Annotated in this window: 21 protein-coding genes; 16 read left to right on the forward strand and 5 right to left on the reverse strand. The window is 63.4% G+C overall.

Going from position 1 to position 17,468, the window contains the following annotated elements:
• Nucleotides 1–87: 87 nt before the first annotated feature.
• Entirely contained in the window at nucleotides 88–327 is a 240-nt protein-coding gene (locus GRZ55_RS09670) for a hypothetical protein (protein WP_169286711.1), read from the forward strand.
• A gap of 21 nt (nucleotides 328–348) precedes the next feature.
• Here the strand turns inward: GRZ55_RS09670 and GRZ55_RS09675 are convergent, their stop codons facing one another.
• Nucleotides 349–981 (reverse strand): TetR family transcriptional regulator C-terminal domain-containing protein, encoded by a 633-nt coding sequence (locus tag GRZ55_RS09675; RefSeq protein ID WP_169286712.1) that lies wholly within the window; start codon nucleotides 979–981, stop codon nucleotides 349–351.
• A gap of 236 nt (nucleotides 982–1,217) precedes the next feature.
• On the opposite strand from GRZ55_RS09675, the gene GRZ55_RS09680 reads away from it, so the two are divergent.
• The 9 genes from GRZ55_RS09680 to GRZ55_RS09720 all read left to right on the forward strand — a co-directional run bounded on the left by GRZ55_RS09680 (nucleotide 1,218) and on the right by GRZ55_RS09720 (nucleotide 9,754).
• Nucleotides 1,218–2,546 carry an aspartate aminotransferase family protein gene (locus GRZ55_RS09680; protein ID WP_169286713.1) on the forward strand — a complete coding sequence of 443 codons (1,329 nt, stop codon included), beginning with the start codon at nucleotides 1,218–1,220 and terminating at the stop codon, nucleotides 2,544–2,546.
• A 75-nt stretch (nucleotides 2,547–2,621) separates the two neighbouring features.
• The gene (locus GRZ55_RS09685) at nucleotides 2,622–3,872 is read left to right on the forward strand and encodes a Zn-dependent hydrolase (RefSeq protein WP_169286714.1); all 1,251 of its coding nucleotides are present in this window, start codon (nucleotides 2,622–2,624) and stop codon (nucleotides 3,870–3,872) included.
• Between the two features lie 157 nt (nucleotides 3,873–4,029).
• A complete protein-coding gene (locus GRZ55_RS09690; protein WP_169286715.1) occupies nucleotides 4,030–4,245 on the forward strand; it encodes an antitoxin MazE-like protein in 216 nt (71 codons plus the stop codon).
• A complete protein-coding gene (locus GRZ55_RS09695; protein ID WP_169286716.1) occupies nucleotides 4,245–4,610 on the forward strand; it encodes a type II toxin-antitoxin system PemK/MazF family toxin in 366 nt (121 codons plus the stop codon). Before GRZ55_RS09690 ends, GRZ55_RS09695 begins: the two co-directional genes overlap by 1 nt.
• A gap of 12 nt (nucleotides 4,611–4,622) precedes the next feature.
• Nucleotides 4,623–6,074: a dihydropyrimidinase gene (gene hydA, locus GRZ55_RS09700; RefSeq protein WP_169286717.1), complete on the forward strand. Its 1,452-nt coding sequence runs from the start codon at nucleotides 4,623–4,625 to the stop codon at nucleotides 6,072–6,074.
• A 69-nt stretch (nucleotides 6,075–6,143) separates the two neighbouring features.
• Nucleotides 6,144–6,911: an ABC transporter ATP-binding protein gene (locus tag GRZ55_RS09705; RefSeq protein ID WP_169286959.1), complete on the forward strand. Its 768-nt coding sequence runs from the start codon at nucleotides 6,144–6,146 to the stop codon at nucleotides 6,909–6,911.
• A gap of 18 nt (nucleotides 6,912–6,929) precedes the next feature.
• The gene (locus tag GRZ55_RS09710) at nucleotides 6,930–7,874 is read left to right on the forward strand and encodes an ABC transporter permease (protein ID WP_169286718.1); all 945 of its coding nucleotides are present in this window, start codon (nucleotides 6,930–6,932) and stop codon (nucleotides 7,872–7,874) included.
• Complete coding sequence (locus tag GRZ55_RS09715; RefSeq protein WP_169286719.1) at nucleotides 7,871–8,740, forward strand: ABC transporter permease; 870 nt, start codon at nucleotides 7,871–7,873, stop codon at nucleotides 8,738–8,740. Before GRZ55_RS09710 ends, GRZ55_RS09715 begins: the two co-directional genes overlap by 4 nt.
• A 24-nt stretch (nucleotides 8,741–8,764) precedes the next feature.
• Entirely contained in the window at nucleotides 8,765–9,754 is a 990-nt protein-coding gene (locus tag GRZ55_RS09720) for an ABC transporter substrate-binding protein (RefSeq protein ID WP_169286720.1), read from the forward strand.
• 85 nt (nucleotides 9,755–9,839) lie between these two features.
• Here the strand turns inward: GRZ55_RS09720 and GRZ55_RS09725 are convergent, their stop codons facing one another.
• Both GRZ55_RS09725 and GRZ55_RS09730 read right to left on the reverse strand, forming a co-directional pair.
• Nucleotides 9,840–10,547: a GGDEF domain-containing protein gene (locus GRZ55_RS09725; protein ID WP_169286721.1), complete on the reverse strand. Its 708-nt coding sequence runs from the start codon at nucleotides 10,545–10,547 to the stop codon at nucleotides 9,840–9,842.
• Nucleotides 10,548–10,676: 129 nt separating this feature from the next.
• Entirely contained in the window at nucleotides 10,677–11,573 is an 897-nt protein-coding gene (locus GRZ55_RS09730; protein ID WP_169286722.1) for a helix-turn-helix domain-containing protein, read from the reverse strand.
• A 107-nt stretch (nucleotides 11,574–11,680) separates the two neighbouring features.
• On the opposite strand from GRZ55_RS09730, the gene pobA reads away from it, so the two are divergent.
• Genes pobA through GRZ55_RS09760 form a run of 6 tightly spaced genes read left to right on the forward strand, consistent with a single transcriptional unit; the run spans nucleotide 11,681 to nucleotide 16,966 of the window.
• Entirely contained in the window at nucleotides 11,681–12,853 is a 1,173-nt protein-coding gene (pobA, locus tag GRZ55_RS09735) for a 4-hydroxybenzoate 3-monooxygenase (RefSeq protein WP_169286723.1), read from the forward strand.
• 23 nt (nucleotides 12,854–12,876) lie between these two features.
• Nucleotides 12,877–13,281, forward strand: a complete 405-nt coding sequence (pcaC, locus tag GRZ55_RS09740; RefSeq protein ID WP_169286724.1) for a 4-carboxymuconolactone decarboxylase — start codon at nucleotides 12,877–12,879, stop codon at nucleotides 13,279–13,281.
• Entirely contained in the window at nucleotides 13,278–14,033 is a 756-nt protein-coding gene (gene pcaH, locus GRZ55_RS09745) for a protocatechuate 3,4-dioxygenase subunit beta (RefSeq protein ID WP_169286725.1), read from the forward strand. The genes pcaC and pcaH overlap by 4 nt, the downstream gene beginning before the upstream one ends.
• Nucleotides 14,034–14,079: 46 nt before the next feature.
• Nucleotides 14,080–14,694, forward strand: a complete 615-nt coding sequence (gene pcaG, locus GRZ55_RS09750) for a protocatechuate 3,4-dioxygenase subunit alpha (protein ID WP_169286726.1) — start codon at nucleotides 14,080–14,082, stop codon at nucleotides 14,692–14,694.
• Between the two features lie 8 nt (nucleotides 14,695–14,702).
• Nucleotides 14,703–15,773 carry a 3-carboxy-cis,cis-muconate cycloisomerase gene (locus tag GRZ55_RS09755; protein ID WP_169286727.1) on the forward strand — a complete coding sequence of 357 codons (1,071 nt, stop codon included), beginning with the start codon at nucleotides 14,703–14,705 and terminating at the stop codon, nucleotides 15,771–15,773.
• A complete protein-coding gene (locus GRZ55_RS09760; protein WP_169286728.1) occupies nucleotides 15,770–16,966 on the forward strand; it encodes a Bcr/CflA family efflux MFS transporter in 1,197 nt (398 codons plus the stop codon). The genes GRZ55_RS09755 and GRZ55_RS09760 overlap by 4 nt, the downstream gene beginning before the upstream one ends.
• Here the strand turns inward: GRZ55_RS09760 and GRZ55_RS09765 are convergent.
• Nucleotides 16,953–17,174 (reverse strand): CopG family transcriptional regulator, encoded by a 222-nt coding sequence (locus tag GRZ55_RS09765; protein WP_169286960.1) that lies wholly within the window; start codon nucleotides 17,172–17,174, stop codon nucleotides 16,953–16,955. The two genes, GRZ55_RS09760 and GRZ55_RS09765, sit on opposite strands and share 14 nt — an antisense overlap.
• Nucleotides 17,161–17,433 carry a BrnT family toxin gene (locus GRZ55_RS09770; protein ID WP_169286729.1) on the reverse strand — a complete coding sequence of 91 codons (273 nt, stop codon included), beginning with the start codon at nucleotides 17,431–17,433 and terminating at the stop codon, nucleotides 17,161–17,163. Before GRZ55_RS09770 ends, GRZ55_RS09765 begins: the two co-directional genes overlap by 14 nt.
• Nucleotides 17,434–17,468: the final 35 nt, after the last annotated feature.

Below are 17,468 nucleotides of genomic sequence, written 5' to 3' on the forward strand. Positions count from 1 at the left end.
GAGAGGCGGTTTAACAGAGGGTTAACCGGCCTCGTCCATTATCTTCCCCGCAGGCAACATGCCGTCGTCGAGAAGGAGCGACCGGAGATGATCGTCATCCGCGCCAGCGGCTCCGCCGACGTGAAGGCCGTCAGAAAGCTCGCCAGGACGCTTTCGGCCGAGCAGGTAGATCAGCTTCCTTCACTTGAGGACGAGACGCCGCGCCGCAAGCCGTCGCAGCCGACGGTCAGCCCCATCAATGCCGCGAGCCTGACGCCTGCGGCCCATGGCGCCATCCTGGAACTCTGCGCGCGCGAGGGTGAAACGCGCGCTACGCTTCCGCGCTAGGGCGATACATCTCCGTCCGCCTCAGTTCCTGACCCGCAAACCGTCCAGATAGAGCTGCTCGAGAAACCGCGCGGCATCCTCGAACCGCCCGTCGCCGCCGCGGTCGGGGCCGAGCACGGTGCGCACCTGGACGTCGAAATCGGCATAATGCTGCGTGGTTGCCCAGATCGAGAAGATCAGGTGCCAGGGATCGACCTTCGCTATCCGCCCAGCCCGGCTCCAGTCCCTTATGACCGCCGCCTTCTCGTCGACGAGCGGCTTCAGCTCTTCCTCCAGGATCGGCATGGTGCGTGGCGCGCCCTGCAGGATCTCGTTGGCGAACAGGCGGCTTTCGCGCGGGAAGTCGCGGGCCATCTCCAGCTTGCGGCGGATATAGGAACGTATCTCGGTCATGGGATCGCCCTGCTCGTCCATTTCGCGCAAGGGCGCGAGCCAGGTATCGAGCAGCTGCTTGATCAGCGATTCGTGGATGTCTTCCTTGCCGCGGAAATAATAGAGCAGATTGGGCTTCGACATGCCGGCCGCCTCGGCAATCTGGTCGACGGTGGATCCCCGAAAACCGTTGGCGGAGAAAATGTCGAGCGCGGCGTCGAGTATGACGTCCCGTTTTTCGGACTGGATTCGGGTGCGGGGGCGCTTGGCGGAGCCTTCCATCAGCAAATCTTCCTGCGTGAAACTGCGGCGCTGGACTGGCCCAAGTAACTGGACCACAGTATGGCCGATGCTGGTGCGCGCAACAGCGTTCCCATTTGCGCTACTTATCCCTTGACCGCCGGTTTGGCGGTGCTAACGTTTGTCCATTCGGTCAAATTTCAACTACCACCGGAGACCGGATCTACCAAGCGTTGGCCGCGACCACAATCTGGGGAACATTAAGGAAAGGCTCGGTCATGTCCAACAGGCTCAAGGTGGCTCCGAACGATCTCAGCGCGTTCTGGATGCCGTTCACGGCGAACCGACAGTTCAAGCAGGCGCCACGCATGCTGGTCGCCGCGAAAGACATGCACTACACCTCGTCCGACGGTCGCCAGATCCTGGATGGCACGGCCGGGCTGTGGTGCGTCAATGCCGGCCATTGCCGTCCCAAGATCACCGAGGCCATCCAGAAGCAGGCTGCGGAACTCGACTACGCGCCAGCCTTCCAGATGGGCCATCCCATCGTGTTCGAACTGGCCAATCGCCTGGTCGACATCGCGCCGGAAGGGATGGAGCATGTCTTCTTCACCAATTCCGGGTCCGAATCCGTCGACACGGCGCTCAAGATCGCGCTTGGCTATCACCGCGTGAAGGGCGAGGGCTCCCGCTTCCGCCTGATCGGGCGCGAGCGCGGATATCACGGCGTCAATTTCGGCGGCATCTCGGTTGGCGGCATCGTTACCAACCGCAAGATGTTCGGCACGCTTTTGACCGGCGTCGATCACATGCCCCACACGCATCTGCCCGGCAAGAATACCTTCACGCGCGGCGTGCCGGAGCATGGCGGCGATCTCGCCGACGAGCTGGAGCGGATCGTCACGCTGCACGACGCCTCCACGGTCGCCGCCGTCATCGTGGAGCCGGTGGCCGGCTCCACTGGCGTGCTGATTCCGCCGAAAGGCTATCTCCAGCGCCTGCGCGACATCTGCACGAAGCACGGCATCCTGTTGATTTTCGACGAGGTCATCACCGGTTTCGGGCGTCTCGGCACGCCCTTCGCGGCCGATTATTTCGGCGTCACGCCCGACATCATGGTCACCGCCAAGGGTGTGTCGAACGGCGTCATTCCGATGGGCGCGGTCTTCGTGACAAAGGAAATCCACGACGCCTTCATGACCGGGCCGGAGCATCTGATCGAGTTCTTCCACGGATACACCTATTCGGGCAATCCGATCGCCTCGGCGGCCGCACTGGCAACGCTCGAAACCTACAAGGAAGAAGGCCTGCTCACGCGCGGCGCCGAACTCGCGCCCTATTGGGAAGATGCGCTGCATTCGCTGAAGGACGCCCCGAACGTCATCGATGTCCGCAATATCGGTCTTGTGGGCGCGATCGAGCTGAAGCCGATCGACGGCCAGCCGACCAAGCGTGCCTTCTCGGCCTTCGTGAAAGCATTCGAGAAAGGGTGCCTCATTCGCACCACGGGTGACATCATCGCCCTGTCGCCGCCCCTCATCATCGAGAAGAACCAGATTGACGAATTGATCGATTGCATCAGGGATGTCCTGAACACTGTAGACTAGATAGAATTACAATCTTGCCGGTGGCGGCGCTGGGAACCGCTGCCATCGGTGCATAATGAGAGGAGCCACCGGCTTATGGCAGCACCGGGCGAAAACCTGCGCATCGACCCCGACCGTCTCTGGGATTCCCTGATGGAGATGGCGAAGATCGGTCCCGGCGTGGCTGGCGGCAACAACCGGCAGACCGTGACCGACGAGGATTCCGAGGGCCGGCATCTCTTCAAGCGCTGGTGCGAGGAGGCGGGCATGACGATGGGCCTCGACCAGATGGGGACGATGTTCGCCCGGCGCGAAGGGACCGATCCCGACGCACTTCCCGTCTATGTCGGCAGCCATCTCGATACGCAGCCGACCGGCGGCAAGTATGACGGTGTGCTCGGCGTGCTGTCGGGGCTTGAGATCATCCGAACGCTGAATGATCTCGGCATCAAGACCAAGCACCCGATCGTGGTGGCCAACTGGACCAACGAGGAGGGAACCCGTTTTGCCCCCGCCATGCTGGCCTCGGGCGTGTTCATCGGCATGCATGATCTCGACTGGGCCTATGAGCGCACCGATGCCAAGGGCAAGAAGTTCGGAGACGAACTGGAACGCATCGGCTGGAAAGGCGACGAGGAAGTCGGCGCCCGCAAGATGAAAGCCTTCTTCGAGCTGCACATCGAGCAGGGACCGATTCTGGAGGACGAAGGCGTCGACATCGGCGTCGTCACGCATGGCCAGGGTCTGTGGTGGTTGCAGGTCACGCTGACCGGCAAGGAGGCGCATACCGGCTCGACGCCGATGCCCAAGCGCCGCAATGCCGGCCTCGGCATGGCACGGATCACCGAACTGGTTCACGAGGTGGCGATGGACTATCAGCCCGAGGCGGTCGGTGCGGTGGGGCATGTCGACGTGCACCCGAATTCGCGCAATACCATCCCCGGCAAGGTGGTCTTCACCATCGATATCCGCTCGCCCGACGAGGAAGTGCTGGATACGATGCGCGCGCGCATCGAACAGGGCATAGCCACCATCGCGGAGGCGCTGGACATCGGCTACGAGGTGGAGGAAGTCGGCCATTTCGCGCCGGTGACGTTCGACGAAGGATGCGTCGAGGCCGTGCGCAACGCGGCCGAACGGCTGGGCTATTCCCACATGAACGTCGTCTCGGGCGCCGGCCACGATGCCTGCTGGATCAACCGCGTGGCGCCTACGGCCATGATCATGTGCCCCTGCGTGGACGGGCTATCGCACAACGAAGCCGAAGAGATCACCAAGGACTGGGCGCGCGCGGGTGCCGACGTGCTGTTTCATGCCGTCGTGGAGACGGCGGAGATCGTGAAGTGAGAGCGTTTGAATCGAAGCCCGTTGTCCGTAGCGATCTGCTTTCAGGCTCCAAAGATGAGAAAGATCAGGCCGTAGCATTCTGCCCAAGGCAAGCCGGCGTTCTTGAATGTGCGCCATCGAATGCGGATAATTGACTTGTCGCAAACAGGAGGTCGCAATGGGTCGGCCGAAGGAACTGACGGAAACGCAGAAGGCAGATTTGCTCGCCAGGGGCTACCGGCCCTATGAGGTCTGGCTGCCAGATGTGAACTCGGAAGAATTCTGGCGGAAAATGCAGAAGGAAGGCGAGGCGATCCGAGAGTCCGATCGCAGGCAAGGCATGGACAAGGTGCTTGACGCTTTCGCGGAAGAGCTTTGGGATGATCTGGATTGATGGATCGTGGCTCTGTCGTCCTGGTGTCTGCGAAGGGTGAGTACGGAAAGACGCGCCCCGCAGTCGTCGTTCAGGATAGCCGCATGGAGAGTGTCGTGGGAAGCGTCACTGCGTGCTTCTTGACGAGCGATCTCACGGATGAAAGCCGTATTCTGCGCGTCGATGTAACACCGACACCTGAAAACGTCTTGAGCCAACCGTCGCAAGTTCAAATCGAAAAGCTAATGACCTTTTCCCGCGGCAAGGTTCGAGGACCAATCGGCCAACTTCTGGACCGCGAAATGGCTGCGATCGATATGGGCCTCATGGTCCATCTTGGATTGGTAGCACAACTGTCGGGACGCCAATTTTCCGGCCCGAGATAGGGAACGAACACAATGACCAAAGTCATCAAGAACGGCACCATCGTCACCGCCGACCGCAGCTGGAAGGCCGACGTGAAGATCGATGGCGGCAAGATCGTGGAGATCGGCGCCGATCTGTCGGCCGACGAGACGATCGACGCCACCGGCTGCTTCGTGATGCCGGGCGGCATCGATCCACACACCCATCTCGAGATGCCCTTCATGGGCACCTATTCGGCGGACGATTTCGAGAGCGGCACGCGCGCGGCGCTGTCCGGCGGCACCACGACGGTGATCGATTTCTGCCTGCCTTCCCCAGACCAGTCGCTGCTGGAAGCCATCCAGATGTGGGACAACAAGTCGACCCGGGCGTGCTGCGACTACGCGTTCCACATGGCGGTCACCTGGTGGGGCCAGAAAGTGTTCGACGAGATGCCGCTGGTCGTGGAGAAGGGGATCACCTCCTTCAAGCATTTCATGGCCTACAAGGGCGCGCTGATGGTCGACGACGACGAGATGTACTCGTCTTTCCAGCGCGTCGCGGAAGTCGGCGGCCTGCCGATGGTCCATGCCGAGAATGGCGACGTGGTGGCGCAACTGCAGCAGAAGCTGCTGGCCGAAGGCAATAATGGCCCCGAGGCGCATGCCTATTCGCGCCCTCCGGAAGTGGAGGGCGAGGCGACCAACCGCGCGATCATGATCGCCGACATGGCCGGCGTGCCGCTTTATGTCGTCCACACCTCCTGCGAGCAGAGCCACGAGGCGATCCGCCGCGCGCGCCAGAAAGGCATGCGGGTCTATGGCGAGCCGCTGGTGCAACATCTCGTGCTCGACGAGAGCGAATATTTCGACAAGGACTGGGATCATTCGGCACGCCGGGTGATGAGCCCGCCCTTCCGCAACAAGCTGCATCAGGATTCACTGTGGGCCGGACTTGCCGCGGGCTCATTGCAGGTCGTCGCCACCGATCACTGCGCCTTCACCACCGAACAGAAGCGCAATGGCGTGGGTGACTTCACCAAGATCCCCAACGGTACCGGTGGACTGGAGGACCGGCTGCCGGTGCTGTGGACCTACGGCGTCGGCACGGGCCGGCTCACACCCAACGAATTCGTCGCCGTGACCTCGACCAATGTCGCCAAGATCTTCGGCATGTATCCGAAGAAGGGCGCGATCCTGGAGGGTTCCGATGCCGACATCATCGTCTGGGATCCCGAAAAGTCGAAGACCATCACAGCCAAGGATCAGCAGTCGGCGATCGACTACAACGTCTTCGAGGGCATCAAGGTGAAGGGCCTGCCGCGCTACGTGCTGACCCGTGGCGAGGTCGCCGTCGACAATGGCGAGGTAAAGGCCACGCCCGGCCACGGCCAGTTCGTCGCACGCGAGGCGAGGGGGGCGGTCAACCAGGCGCTTTCGACCTGGAAGGAAGTCGTCGCCCCGCGCAAGATCGAGCGTACCGGCATTCCCGCGAGCGGGGTCTGAGGCGTGGCGCTGGCTGTCGACACCTCGGGGCCCGGAGCGGCACCATCGGCAGGCACGGGCCGGCCGGTCATCGAAGCCCGGAGCCTCGGTCTCACCTTCGAGACCGCCGATGGGCCGGTGCAGGCGCTGAGCGACGTCAATCTGACCATCGGAAAGGGAGAGTTCGTTTCCTTCATCGGACCGTCAGGTTGCGGCAAGACCACGTTCCTGCGCGTGGTGGCCGATCTCGAGCAGCCCACGTCCGGCGACATCAAGGTCAACGGCCTGTCGCCCGAAGAGGCGCGCAAGGCGCGTTCCTACGGATATGTGTTCCAGGCCGCCGGCCTCTATCCGTGGCGCACGATCGAAAAGAACGTCGCGCTGCCGCTGGAGATCATGGGCTATTCGGCTGCCGAGCGGCGCCAGCGCATCGCGCGCACGCTGGAACTCGTCAATCTGAAGGGCTTCGAACAGAAGTTTCCCTGGCAGCTTTCGGGCGGCATGCAGCAGCGGGCCTCGATCGCCCGTGCGCTCGCCTTCGATGCCGATCTGCTGCTGATGGACGAACCCTTCGGGGCGCTGGACGAGATCGTGCGCGACCATCTCAACGAACAGTTGCTGCAACTGTGGGAGCGCACGAACAAGACCATCTGCTTCGTGACCCATTCGATCCCGGAGGCCGTTTATCTCTCGACCAAGATCGTGGTGATGTCGCCGCGGCCGGGCAGGGTCACCGACGTGATCGAGTCGACATTGCCGAAGGAGCGGCCGCTCGATATCCGCGAGACGCCGGAATTCCTGGCCATCGCCGCGCGGGTGCGCGAAGGCTTGCGCGCGGGGCACTCCTATGACGAGTAGGAAGGGTCCGGCTGCGAGATGACCGCGACGACACCCATCGCGGCGCCCGGTTCGGCGATCGGGCGCGTCTCGGGCCCGAGCCTGTGGGCGCGGTTGAGCCAGGGCAGCACGGTGCCGATCCTGCTCGTGCTCGCCGTCATCTTCGTCATCTGGTACGCCTTCACCATCTATCTCAACGCGCGCTGGCAGTTTCAGGTCTTCGACCGTGCCGGGGCGGAGTTCACGGCCTGGGAGTTCATCGTCGGCACGATGTCGCAGGACCGTCCGGTCCTGCCGGCGCCGCACCAGGTGGCGGTGGAACTGTGGAACACCATTGTCGGCCAGAACATCACCTCGCGGCGCAGCCTGGTCTATCACGCCTGGATCACGCTTTCGGCGACGCTGCTGGGTTTCCTGATGGGCACGCTGCTGGGCATGGGGCTCGCGGTCCTCATCGTCCACAACCGGGCGACGGACCGCTCGCTGATGCCCTGGATCATCGCCTCCCAGACGGTGCCGATCCTGGCGATTGCGCCGATGGTCGTGGTGGTGCTGGCCTCGATCGGGATGACCGGGCTGGTGCCCAAGGCGCTGATCTCGACCTATCTGTCCTTCTTCCCCGTCGTGGTGGGCATGGTGAAAGGGCTGCGCAGCCCCGAGTTCCTGCAGCTCGACCTCTTGCGCACCTACAGCGCCAGCCGCTGGCAGGCCTTCTGGAAACTGCGTTTTCCGTCCTCCTTGCCGTATCTCTTTACCTCCATGAAGGTCGGCGTGGCGGCGAGCCTGGTCGGCGCGATCGTCGGCGAACTGCCGACCGGGGCTGCCGGCGGTCTCGGCGCGCGGCTGCTTGCCGGATCTTACTATGGCCAGACCGTGCAGATCTGGTCGGCGCTGTTCATGGCGGCGGCCTTGTCGGCGACGCTGATCCTGCTTGTCGGGCTGGTCCAGCGCATCGTTCTGGCGCGCATGGGAGGGCAGCCATGAACACGACGCTGATCGTGGGCGCGGTTGCCTTCTGGCTGGCGGCGTGGGCCGTCAATGAGTGGCTGGTGCGCGTCAAGGCCACGGGTCTGGTCGCGCGCGCCATCGATCTTGTCATTCCCATTCTCTTTGGCGCCTCGCTGCTGGTGCTGTGGGAAGGGCTGACGCGCGGCTTCAACGTGCCGCAGGTGCTGTTGCCGCCGCCCAGCGTCATCTGGGCGCGTATCCTGGCCTCGACGGGCACGTTGTGGGCCGATTTCCACCAGACCTTCATCAAGTCGGTCATCCCCGGCTATGTGCTGGGGTGCACGGCGGGGCTGCTGGTCGCCATCGCCATCGACCGCTCGCCCTTCCTGAAGCGCGGGCTTTTGCCGATCGGCAATTTCGTCTCCGCGCTGCCGCTGGTGGGCATCGCGCCGATCATGGTCATGTGGTTCGGCTTCGACTGGCAGTCCAAGGCCGCCGTCGTCGTGGTGATGACGTTTTTCCCCATGCTGGTGAACGCGGTTGCGGGGCTCAACGCGTCGACGCGCATGGAACAGGACCTCATGCGCACCTATGCGGCGAGCTACTGGCATACGCTCATGAAGCTGCGCCTGCCTGCGGCATGGCCGTTCATCTTCAACGCGCTCAAGATCAATTCGACACTCGCGCTGATCGGGGCGATCGTGGCGGAATTCTTCGGCACGCCGGTGGTGGGCATGGGTTTCCGCATCTCTTCGGCCATCGGTCGGCTGAACGTCGACATGGTCTGGGCGAGCATCGCCGTTGCCGCATTGGCGGGCTCGACATTTTATGGTCTCATCGCGCTTACGGAGCGTGCCGTGACCTTCTGGCATCCGTCGATCCGTGGTGGAAAGACGAGATAGTTCAACAAAAACAGGGGAATCAGAATGAAAAAAATTGTTGCAGGTTTGTTTGCCGCGTCGGTGGCGATGGCCGCCTTGCCGGCGATGGCGCAGGATCAGATCACCTTCCAGCTGAAATGGGTCAATCAGGGTCAGTTCGCGGGCTACCTCGTCGCCAAGGACCTCGGCTACTACGAGGAAGAAGGTCTCGACGTGACGATCAATCCGGGCGGGCCCGACATCGCGCCCGAGCAGGTGATCGCAGGCGGCGGCGCCGACGTCATCACCACCTGGATGGCGGCCGGCCTGGCGGCGCGCGAACGCGGCGTTCCGCTGGTCAACATCGCCCAGCCCTTCGCCAATACGGCGCTCCAGATGGTCTGCTCGGAAGAAAGCGGCGTCACCTCGACGGATGATTTCCCCGGCAAGACGCTGGGCGTCTGGTTCTTCGGCAACGAGTACCCCTTCTACGCATGGATGGCCAAGCTCGGCCTTTCGACCGACGGCGGCGAGGACGGCGTCGAAGTGCTGCGGCAGGCATTCAGCGCCGATCCGCTGCTGCAGGGCCAGGCCGATTGCATCTCCGTGATGCGCTACAACGAGTACAAGCAGGTGCTCGACGCCGGCATCCCCGAGGACAGCCTGACGCTGTTCGACTTCACCGAGGAAGGCGTGGGCATGCTCGAGGACGGGCTCTACGTGCTCGAGGAGCGTCTCGACGATCCCGAATTCGTCGACCAGATGGTGCGCTTCGTGCGTGCCTCCATGCGCGGCTGGGAATATGCCCGGGACAATCCGGAAGAAGCCGCCGAGATCGTGCTTGAAAACGACATGTCCGGTGCGCTGACGCTCGAAAGCCAGGTCTATCAGGTGAACGAGGCCGCCGCGCTCGTTGGCGACAGCGCCGCCCTCGATCCGGCCGCCTATGAGCAGACCGTGCAGACGCTGCTTTCGGCCGTCTCGCCCGACAACCCGGCCATCACCCAGGAGCCGGAAGGCGCCTACACGTCAGTGGTCACCGACCAGCTCGACTAAGGCCGGCACGTCTCTCAAGGAAGATCTTGCGAAGGGGCGGGCAACCGCCCCTTTTCATTGGCTGGAGGCGGCTGCGGGATCGAGACTATGCTGCCTTCATCGAGCGGGACAGTTCTTCTCCATCAGCGCAGACGATTTGATTCCGGCCGCCGCGCTTGGCGGCATAGAGCGCGCCGTCCGCGGCCTGCATCGCAGCGTCCAGGGGAAGCGCCGCCGGCTTGGCAGCGAGGCCTATGCTGATCGTGAGGGGATGTGACACGCCGTTGGGGGTGAACCGAAGCGCCTCAATGGCGGTCCGGATCCGTTCGGCGAGGGGGATTGCCTGCGTCGCGGTGGCGCCCGGCAGGAAGACGCAGAATTCCTCGCCACCAAAGCGGGCTATCAGGTCGCTTTGGCGCGTCGATGCTCTCAACGCTTCGGCGATCTGCATAAGCGCCTCATCGCCTGCCATGTGGCCATGGGTGTCGTTGATCGACTTGAAATGGTCGACGTCAAGCATCAGCAGGGTGCCCGCCGCCCGCCGCTCCTGAAGGTGTTCCTTGAATGCCTGGCGGTGAAGCAGCCCGGTCATCATGTCGCGGGAGGCGTTTTCGCTCAACTGCCTCTGGGCGCATTCGAGAGCAACGACCATCTCCCGCAATCTGCGTCCCTGCAGGAGCAATGTGAGCGTGATCGGGTAACAGGTGATCAGGGGGATGGCAGCGCTCATCACCACGATCGACAATGCGTAGCCACCTTCCATTCCGCCCCAGACAGCGTAACTCAGCCCTTGCGTGATGGCGATGACGACCAAGGTGACGATCGCTGACATAACAAGCGGTTGCAGCATATCGTGCCCCTCCGGCGTGCCCCGGAAAACCATAGCGCCAACATTCTTTCCCAATGATTTACCGCCGGGCGCGAGAAGGCATGGCCGCGCGCTCTAGCCTGGCGCATCAAGGCGGCTGCGCTCGACCGCGCGATAGGCGCCTGGCGTCGTGCCGGTCTGCTGGCGAAAGAACCGGTTGAAATAGGCCGGGTCGGCGAAGCCGAGGCCATAGGCGATCTCCTGCACGGGATTGGGCGTGAAGACCAGTTCGCGCCGCGCGGCATCGATGAGGCGTCTTGCCACCATCTGCTGCAGACTGGCCCCGGTCGTCCGCCGACAGATCCGATTGAGGTGGGCGGCCGACAGGCTCAGTCGCTCTGCATAGAAGGAAGCCGGGCGATGTTCGCGGAAATGGGCGCCGATCAGTTCCTGCAACTGCTCCATGCGCCGCCTGTCGCGTTCCTCCACTTCCGTCCTTGCACCGGCGCCACCGCCGTGGGCGCGGGCGAGCGAGACGAGGACAGCCGTCATGAGCGTTTCAAGAAGGATCGTTCTGCCGACCGCCTGACCGGCCAGTTCGGCATGGATTCGGTGGATGCAATCGGCTGCAAAACGTGCGTCGCCATCGCCGTTGGCAAGGGACACGATACCGATATTCTGGCCGAAAAGACCGATCTGGCGGTCGCCGGCGCTGATGGACTGCAGTCGGTCGGCCAGTGCGGTGACGACCAGTCCGTCGACATCGCGTGAATAGGCGAAGCCGTGAACCGCTCCCGGCGGGATAAAAAGTATGCAAGGAGCCTCGAAGGGCAGGGGTTGGGCACCGCCGACGATCTCGCCGCGGCCCTCGCTCAACCAGAAAAGTTGGAAAAAGGCGTCATGGCGGTGGGGTGAAATCTCCCAATTGTGCAGGTGCGTCCTCTCGGGCAACGTCTCGCAGTGCAACCAGAATTCCGCGGTTTCCTGCGGTCTTTCGCCGTAAAGCTGATAGGAAGGGACTTGAGGGCGCATTGCCGACTCTCCGGATGAGGTTCGGATAGTGCAATTTATTGCCGGAATTGTCCATTGTGGACATCCTGTATACGGTCCATCTTGCTGCCGCTTAGGAGGAGCCAGTCTTGCGCACACAGGTCGTCATCATCGGGTCCGGGCCGTCGGGCCTGCTTCTGGGACAGTTGCTCACGAATGCCGGGATCGACAATGTCGTGCTGGATCGGGTGAGCCAGGACTACATTCTGGGACGCATCCGCGCCGGTGTGCTCGAAGAGGGCATGTGCCAGCTCCTGGACCAAAGCGGCGCCGGCGCACGCATGCACCGAGAAGGTCTTCCGCATGACGGGTTCGAACTGACCTTCAGCGGCCGCCGCCACCGCATCGACCTGCATGGGCTGACGGGCGGCAAGCGCGTGATGGTGTACGGCCAGACGGAAGTGACCAAGGATCTCATGGATCACCGCGCCGCCACCGGTGGCGTGTCGATCTACGAGGCCGAAAACGTCGCGCCGCACGATTTCGATGGCGCCAGCCCTTATGTCACCTACGAAAAGGACGGCAAGACGCATCGCATCGATTGCGATTTCATCGCAGGCTGCGACGGGTATCACGGGGTGTCGCGCAAATCTGTCGCCGACAAGGGGCTCGAGGAGTTCGAGCGCGTCTACCCGTTTGGCTGGCTGGGTATCGTTTCCGAGGTGCCGCCGGTCAGCCATGAGTTGATCTACGCGAACCACGAACGCGGCTTCGCGCTGTGCTCGATGCGGTCCACGACGCGGAGCCGCTATTACGTGCAATGCGCGCTCGACGACCGCGTGGACAACTGGTCGGACGATGCTTTCTGGGACGAGTTGCGCAGACGTCTGCCGGCCGAGGCCGCCGAGAAGGTCACGACCGGTCCTTCGATCGAGAAATCGATCGCGCCGCTTCGCTCCTTCGTGGCGGAGCCGATGCGGTTCGGGCGGCTTTTCCTGGTGGGCGACGCCGCGCACATCGTGCCCCCGACCGGCGCAAAGGGTCTCAATCTGGCGGCAAGCGACGTGCACTATCTCTTCGAGGGCCTGCAGGAATTTTACGGCGAGAAGTCGAATGCGGCGATCGACGCCTATTCGCAGCGGGCGCTGGCGCGGGTCTGGAAGGCGGAGCGCTTCTCCTGGTGGATGACCAACACCATGCACCGCTTCCCCGAGACGGGACGCTTCGGCCAGCGCATGCAGGAAGCCGAACTCGACTACCTGTCGCAATCGGAGGCAGCCTCGCGGTCGCTCGCCGAGAACTATGTCGGCCTGCCCTACTGAGCGGCACGACTGGAGGAACATGCATGAACGACAAGACCGACAAGTCAGCCCGCCATGCGCAGGGGATGAAGACACGCCGTCAGGTGCTGGGCGACGCCCATGTAGATCGCGCCGAGGCTGGCAAGACGGAATTCGACGCACCGTTCCAGGAGCTCATCACCGAGGCTGCCTGGGCGCATGTCTGGTCCAGCGATGGCCTGACCAAGCGCGAGCGTTCGATGCTGACCCTGGCGCTGCTGGCCGGGCTCGGCAATTACGAGGAACTGGCGATGCACACGCGCGCAACCGCCAATACCGGGGCCAGCGCGGAAGACATCCGCGAAGTCCTCATGCACGTGGCGATCTATGCCGGCGTGCCGCGCGCCAACCATGCGATCAAGATCGTCAAGCAAGTCCTTGACGAGATGGAAAGGGAGAAGGGCCGATGAACCACGCCAACATGACCAACAAGGGACCGGAAACGGGCGCGTTCTTCCAGCGCGATCGCGAATGGCACCCGCAGGCCTTTACGCCCTGGTACAAGACCTCCGTCACGCGGTCGCCGCAAAGGGCGCTGCTGTCGATGGACAACACGCTGTCGGAGATCACCGGGCCGACATTCGGCCACAACATCCTGGGCGAGCACGACAACGATCTCCTGATCAATTTCGCCAAGCCCGGCGAGACGGCCATCGGCCCGCGCATCATCGTCTATGGGCGCGTGCTCGACGAACGCGGCATGCCGGTGCCGAACGTGCTGGTGGAGTTCTGGCAGGCCAATGCCGGCGGACGCTATCGTCACAAGAAGGAAGGCTATGTCGCCGCGCTCGATCCCAATTTCGGTGGATGCGGGCGGACGATTACCGACGAGAACGGATTCTACAATTTCCGCACCATCCAGCCGGGCCCCTATCCCTGGCCGAATGGCGTCAATGACTGGCGTCCCGCCCACATCCACTTCTCGGTCTTCGGCCACGGCTTCGCGCAGCGCCTCATCACGCAGATGTATTTCGAAGGCGACCCGATGATCGACCTCTGCCCGATCGTCAAGACGATCAACGATCCCGAGGCCATCAGGGGACTGACGGCGGCGCTCGACATGCAGGCCACGATCCCCATGGATTCACGGGCCTACAAGTTCGACATCGTTTTGCGCGGTCGCCGCTCGACCCTGTTCGAGAACCGCCTCGAAGGAAATTGACAGGCGCCTTGCGCCGCAACAAAGGAATGACGGAGGACTTCCGACAATGGTTCAGCCACTCAATCGCCTCAAGGAAAGCGCTTCGCAGACCGCGGGCCCTTACGTCCATATCGGCCTGACGCCGAATTTCTGCGAGATCGGCGGGGTCTATCCCGAGGATCTCGGCACCAAGATGGTCAACGACAAGACCAAGGGCGAGCGCATCACGGTGATCGGGCGCGTCATCGACGGCACCGGCACACCCCTCAAGGACGCCCTGATCGAGATCTGGCAGGCCGACGCCGATGGCCTGCACAATTCGCCCTCCGAGACCCGCGGCACGGCCGATCCCAATTTCGTGGGCTGGGGCCGCAGCCCGGGCAACATGGACACCGGCGAATTCGTGTTCGAGACCATCAAGCCCGGTCGCGTGCCGTTCAAGGACGGCCGCCTGATGGCCCCGCACATCTCGTTCTGGATCGTGGCGCGCGGCATCAATATCGGCCTCAACACGCGCATGTATTTCGGTGACGAGGAGAAGGCGAACGAGGAGGATCCGATTCTCGCGCGCATCGAACACCGGGTGCGGGTTCCGACCCTTATTGCGCCGCGCGACGGCAACACCTATCGTTTCGACATCCATCTCCAGGGGGAGAAGGAAACCGTGTTCTTCGACAGCTGATTGGCCACGTGAGCGTTTCACCCTTCGATCACCCGCTTCTGGGCGGCCTTCTCGGAGACGAGGAGGCCGCGCATTGCTTTTCGGTCGAGGCCGAGATCGCGGCCATGGTGCGCTTCGAGATGGCGCTCGCCCAGGCTGAAGCCGAGGAGGGCGTGATCCCGGCCGAAGCCGCCGAGGCGATCACGACGGCTCTCTCCACGGCAAATTTCGACATGGCGGCGCTCAGGCGGGGCACCGCGCGCGACGGCGTCGTGGTGCCGGAGTTCGTGCGCCAGCTGCGCGCGTTGGTGGGCGAACCCCACGGGGCGAGCGTGCATTTCGGCGCCACCAGCCAGGACGTCATCGATACCGGGCTGGCGCGTCGGCTGGTCGAATTGCTGGCCATCCTGGGCGGGCGGCTCGACCACCTCGTCGAGCGGTTGAGCCTGCTGGAAGAACGCCAGGGCGGCATCCAGACCATGGCGCATACCCGCATGCAGGCGGCGCTGCCGGTAGCGGCCGCGCGCAAGATCCGGAGCTGGCGAGAGCCGCTCCTGCGTCACCGCGACCGCATGACGGTGCTGGAGAACGAGATCGCCATCCTGCATTTCGGCGGCGCCGTAGGCGCGCTGGACGAGCTCGGCGACAAGGGCGTCGGCGTGTCGCGCAGGCTGGCATCGAAGCTTGGTCTGGGCGCCGTCATCCGCGCCCGCCACTCGGAGCGCGATGGCCAGGTGGCGCTCGCCAACTGGTTGTCGATGGTATCGGGTTCGCTCGGCAAGATGGGCCAGGACATGGCCCTTCTGGCACAAACCGAGGTCGGCGAGATCAAGCTTGCCTCCGGCGGCGGCTCCTCGGCCATGCCGCACAAGGTCAATCCCGTCGGCGCCGAGACGCTGGTCGCATTGGCGCGCTTCAACGCCACGCTCGTTTCCGCCATGCATCATTCGCTCGTCCATGAAGGCGAGCGCTCCGGTGCGGCGTGGACACTGGAATGGATGGTCCTGCCGCAGATGTCGGTCGCCACCGCCACCGCACTCCGGCTCGCCGACGGTCTCGTCGACGGAATGGAATTCGTCGGGACCGCGAAGCCCCATTGAGCCCGCTTGCGATCATCGTCTATTGCGGCGTGCTGATGTCGATCTCGTCCTTTGCGATCGACATCACCCTGCCGGCCTTTTCCGAGATGGTCGTCCGGCTCGACGCGCCTTATGCGACGGTCCAGTGGACGGTGACAGCCTACATGTTTGCCGCCGGCCTGGCGCAGCTTGTCTGGGGTCCCGCCTCGGATCGCTTCGGGCGCCGCCCGGTCATGGCCATTGGCCTGTCGGTCTTCCTGCTGGGTTCGGTCCTGACATCGCTCGCGCCGACCATCGAATGGCTTCTCGCCGGGCGGCTGCTGCAGGGCTTCGGCGCTGCGGCGGCCATCGTTCTGGCGCGCGCGATCCTGCGCGATCTCTATTCGGGGCAGGAACTGGCCCGCAACCTGGCACTTGCCTGGGCGATCTTCGCCGTCGGGCCGATCCTGGCGCCGCTGGCGGGCGCAGCCGTGCTGGTTCCATTCGGCTGGCGGTCCGTCTATGCGCTGCTGGGCGTGATCGGCATCGGCCTTCTCCTGCCGCTGATCTGGCTGAAGGAGACGATCCCGCACCGCTCTCCCGACGCCCTGCGTCCGGCCATTCTGTGGCGCGGTCTGGTGCGGCTCTTCGCGCATCCGCAGTCGCGTTACTTCCTGCTTCTGTCTGCTCCGGTCATGTCGGTGATGGTGTTCAACCTGTCGGCGCTGCCGCGCGTCTACGATGTCTCGTTCGGGGTGACGGGCGTCGGTTTCGCGCTGTTGTTTGCGCTGCATGGCACGGGCATCGTCGTCGGCCAATTGATCAATCGCCGCATGATCCCGATTTTCGGAACGGTGCCGGCCATGCTCGCGGCCAACGGCATCCTGATCCTGTCGGCGGCACTGATGGTCTTGTTCTCACTCGTCGGCTGGATCAATGCCTATCTGATGACGGCGATGCTGATCCTGTTCGCCACCGGATATCTGGTCGTGTTCTCAAACGCCTCCGCGCTGGTTCTCGATCCGCATGGCGAGATCGCGGGCTTTGCGGCCGCCGTCTTCGGCGTCGTGAGCCAGATCGGCGCGGCCATCATCGTCTCGGTGCTGGTCGTCTTCGCCGGCGGCAGCGCGCTGGCCTACAGCTTCCTGCTCCTGTGCGTCTGCGCCGTGACCTTCATGCTCATCGCCTGGTGGCACTATCGCCATGGCAGTGCGCGGGCCCTCAGGCCTCTTTGAGTCGGTCGGCGATCCATATCTTGATGAGCGCCTGACGCGTGATTCCCAGCCGACTGGCTTCCTGGTCGAGCCCGGAAACCATCCAGTTCGGGAAATCGACATTGACGCGCTTGGGCTGCAGGTTCGGTCGGCGACCCGATGCCCAGTCGACGTGACCGGAGATATCCTCCCCGTCTTCGAACTTCTGGTCGAACTCAGCTGCGGTGATCTTCTTCATAGGCTTCGATTTCCTTCTGCCGCGACCGACGCACCGAAATGATCCTCGTGCGTCCGGCGCGGTCTGTGCAGATCGCGGTCCAGTTCACGCGGGCGATGCGGCCGATCGCAAGGAACCTTGGTTCCGTCTCCGTGCGCGCATCGAGGATCAGCAGCCACTCGTCCTGCCAGAGCGCTTTCGATTCCTCGAAATCGATCCCGTGCTTGTCCTTGTTCGTCGCACTCTTGGATGGATCATATTCGAACTCCATAAGGCAATATGGTATGGTTTTGGTATAATTTCCAT

The organism is Chelativorans sp. ZYF759 (genome assembly GCF_012911015.1).
Taxonomy (GTDB): domain Bacteria; phylum Pseudomonadota; class Alphaproteobacteria; order Rhizobiales; family Rhizobiaceae; genus ZYF759.

Coding starts and splice junctions, on each gene's coding strand:
- GRZ55_RS09670 (WP_169286711.1), top strand. CDS start 88: ATGATCGTCATCCGCGCCAGCGGCTCCGCCGACGTGAAGGCCGTCAGA.
- GRZ55_RS09675 (WP_169286712.1), bottom strand. CDS start 981: ATGGAAGGCTCCGCCAAGCGCCCCCGCACCCGAATCCAGTCCGAAAAA.
- GRZ55_RS09680 (WP_169286713.1), top strand. CDS start 1,218: ATGTCCAACAGGCTCAAGGTGGCTCCGAACGATCTCAGCGCGTTCTGG.
- GRZ55_RS09685 (WP_169286714.1), top strand. CDS start 2,622: ATGGCAGCACCGGGCGAAAACCTGCGCATCGACCCCGACCGTCTCTGG.
- GRZ55_RS09690 (WP_169286715.1), top strand. CDS start 4,030: ATGGGTCGGCCGAAGGAACTGACGGAAACGCAGAAGGCAGATTTGCTC.
- GRZ55_RS09695 (WP_169286716.1), top strand. CDS start 4,245: ATGGATCGTGGCTCTGTCGTCCTGGTGTCTGCGAAGGGTGAGTACGGA.
- hydA (WP_169286717.1), top strand. CDS start 4,623: ATGACCAAAGTCATCAAGAACGGCACCATCGTCACCGCCGACCGCAGC.
- GRZ55_RS09710 (WP_169286718.1), top strand. CDS start 6,930: ATGACCGCGACGACACCCATCGCGGCGCCCGGTTCGGCGATCGGGCGC.
- GRZ55_RS09715 (WP_169286719.1), top strand. CDS start 7,871: ATGAACACGACGCTGATCGTGGGCGCGGTTGCCTTCTGGCTGGCGGCG.
- GRZ55_RS09720 (WP_169286720.1), top strand. CDS start 8,765: ATGAAAAAAATTGTTGCAGGTTTGTTTGCCGCGTCGGTGGCGATGGCC.
- GRZ55_RS09730 (WP_169286722.1), bottom strand. CDS start 11,573: ATGCGCCCTCAAGTCCCTTCCTATCAGCTTTACGGCGAAAGACCGCAG.
- pcaC (WP_169286724.1), top strand. CDS start 12,877: ATGAACGACAAGACCGACAAGTCAGCCCGCCATGCGCAGGGGATGAAG.
- pcaH (WP_169286725.1), top strand. CDS start 13,278: ATGAACCACGCCAACATGACCAACAAGGGACCGGAAACGGGCGCGTTC.
- pcaG (WP_169286726.1), top strand. CDS start 14,080: ATGGTTCAGCCACTCAATCGCCTCAAGGAAAGCGCTTCGCAGACCGCG.
- GRZ55_RS09770 (WP_169286729.1), bottom strand. CDS start 17,433: ATGGAGTTCGAATATGATCCATCCAAGAGTGCGACGAACAAGGACAAG.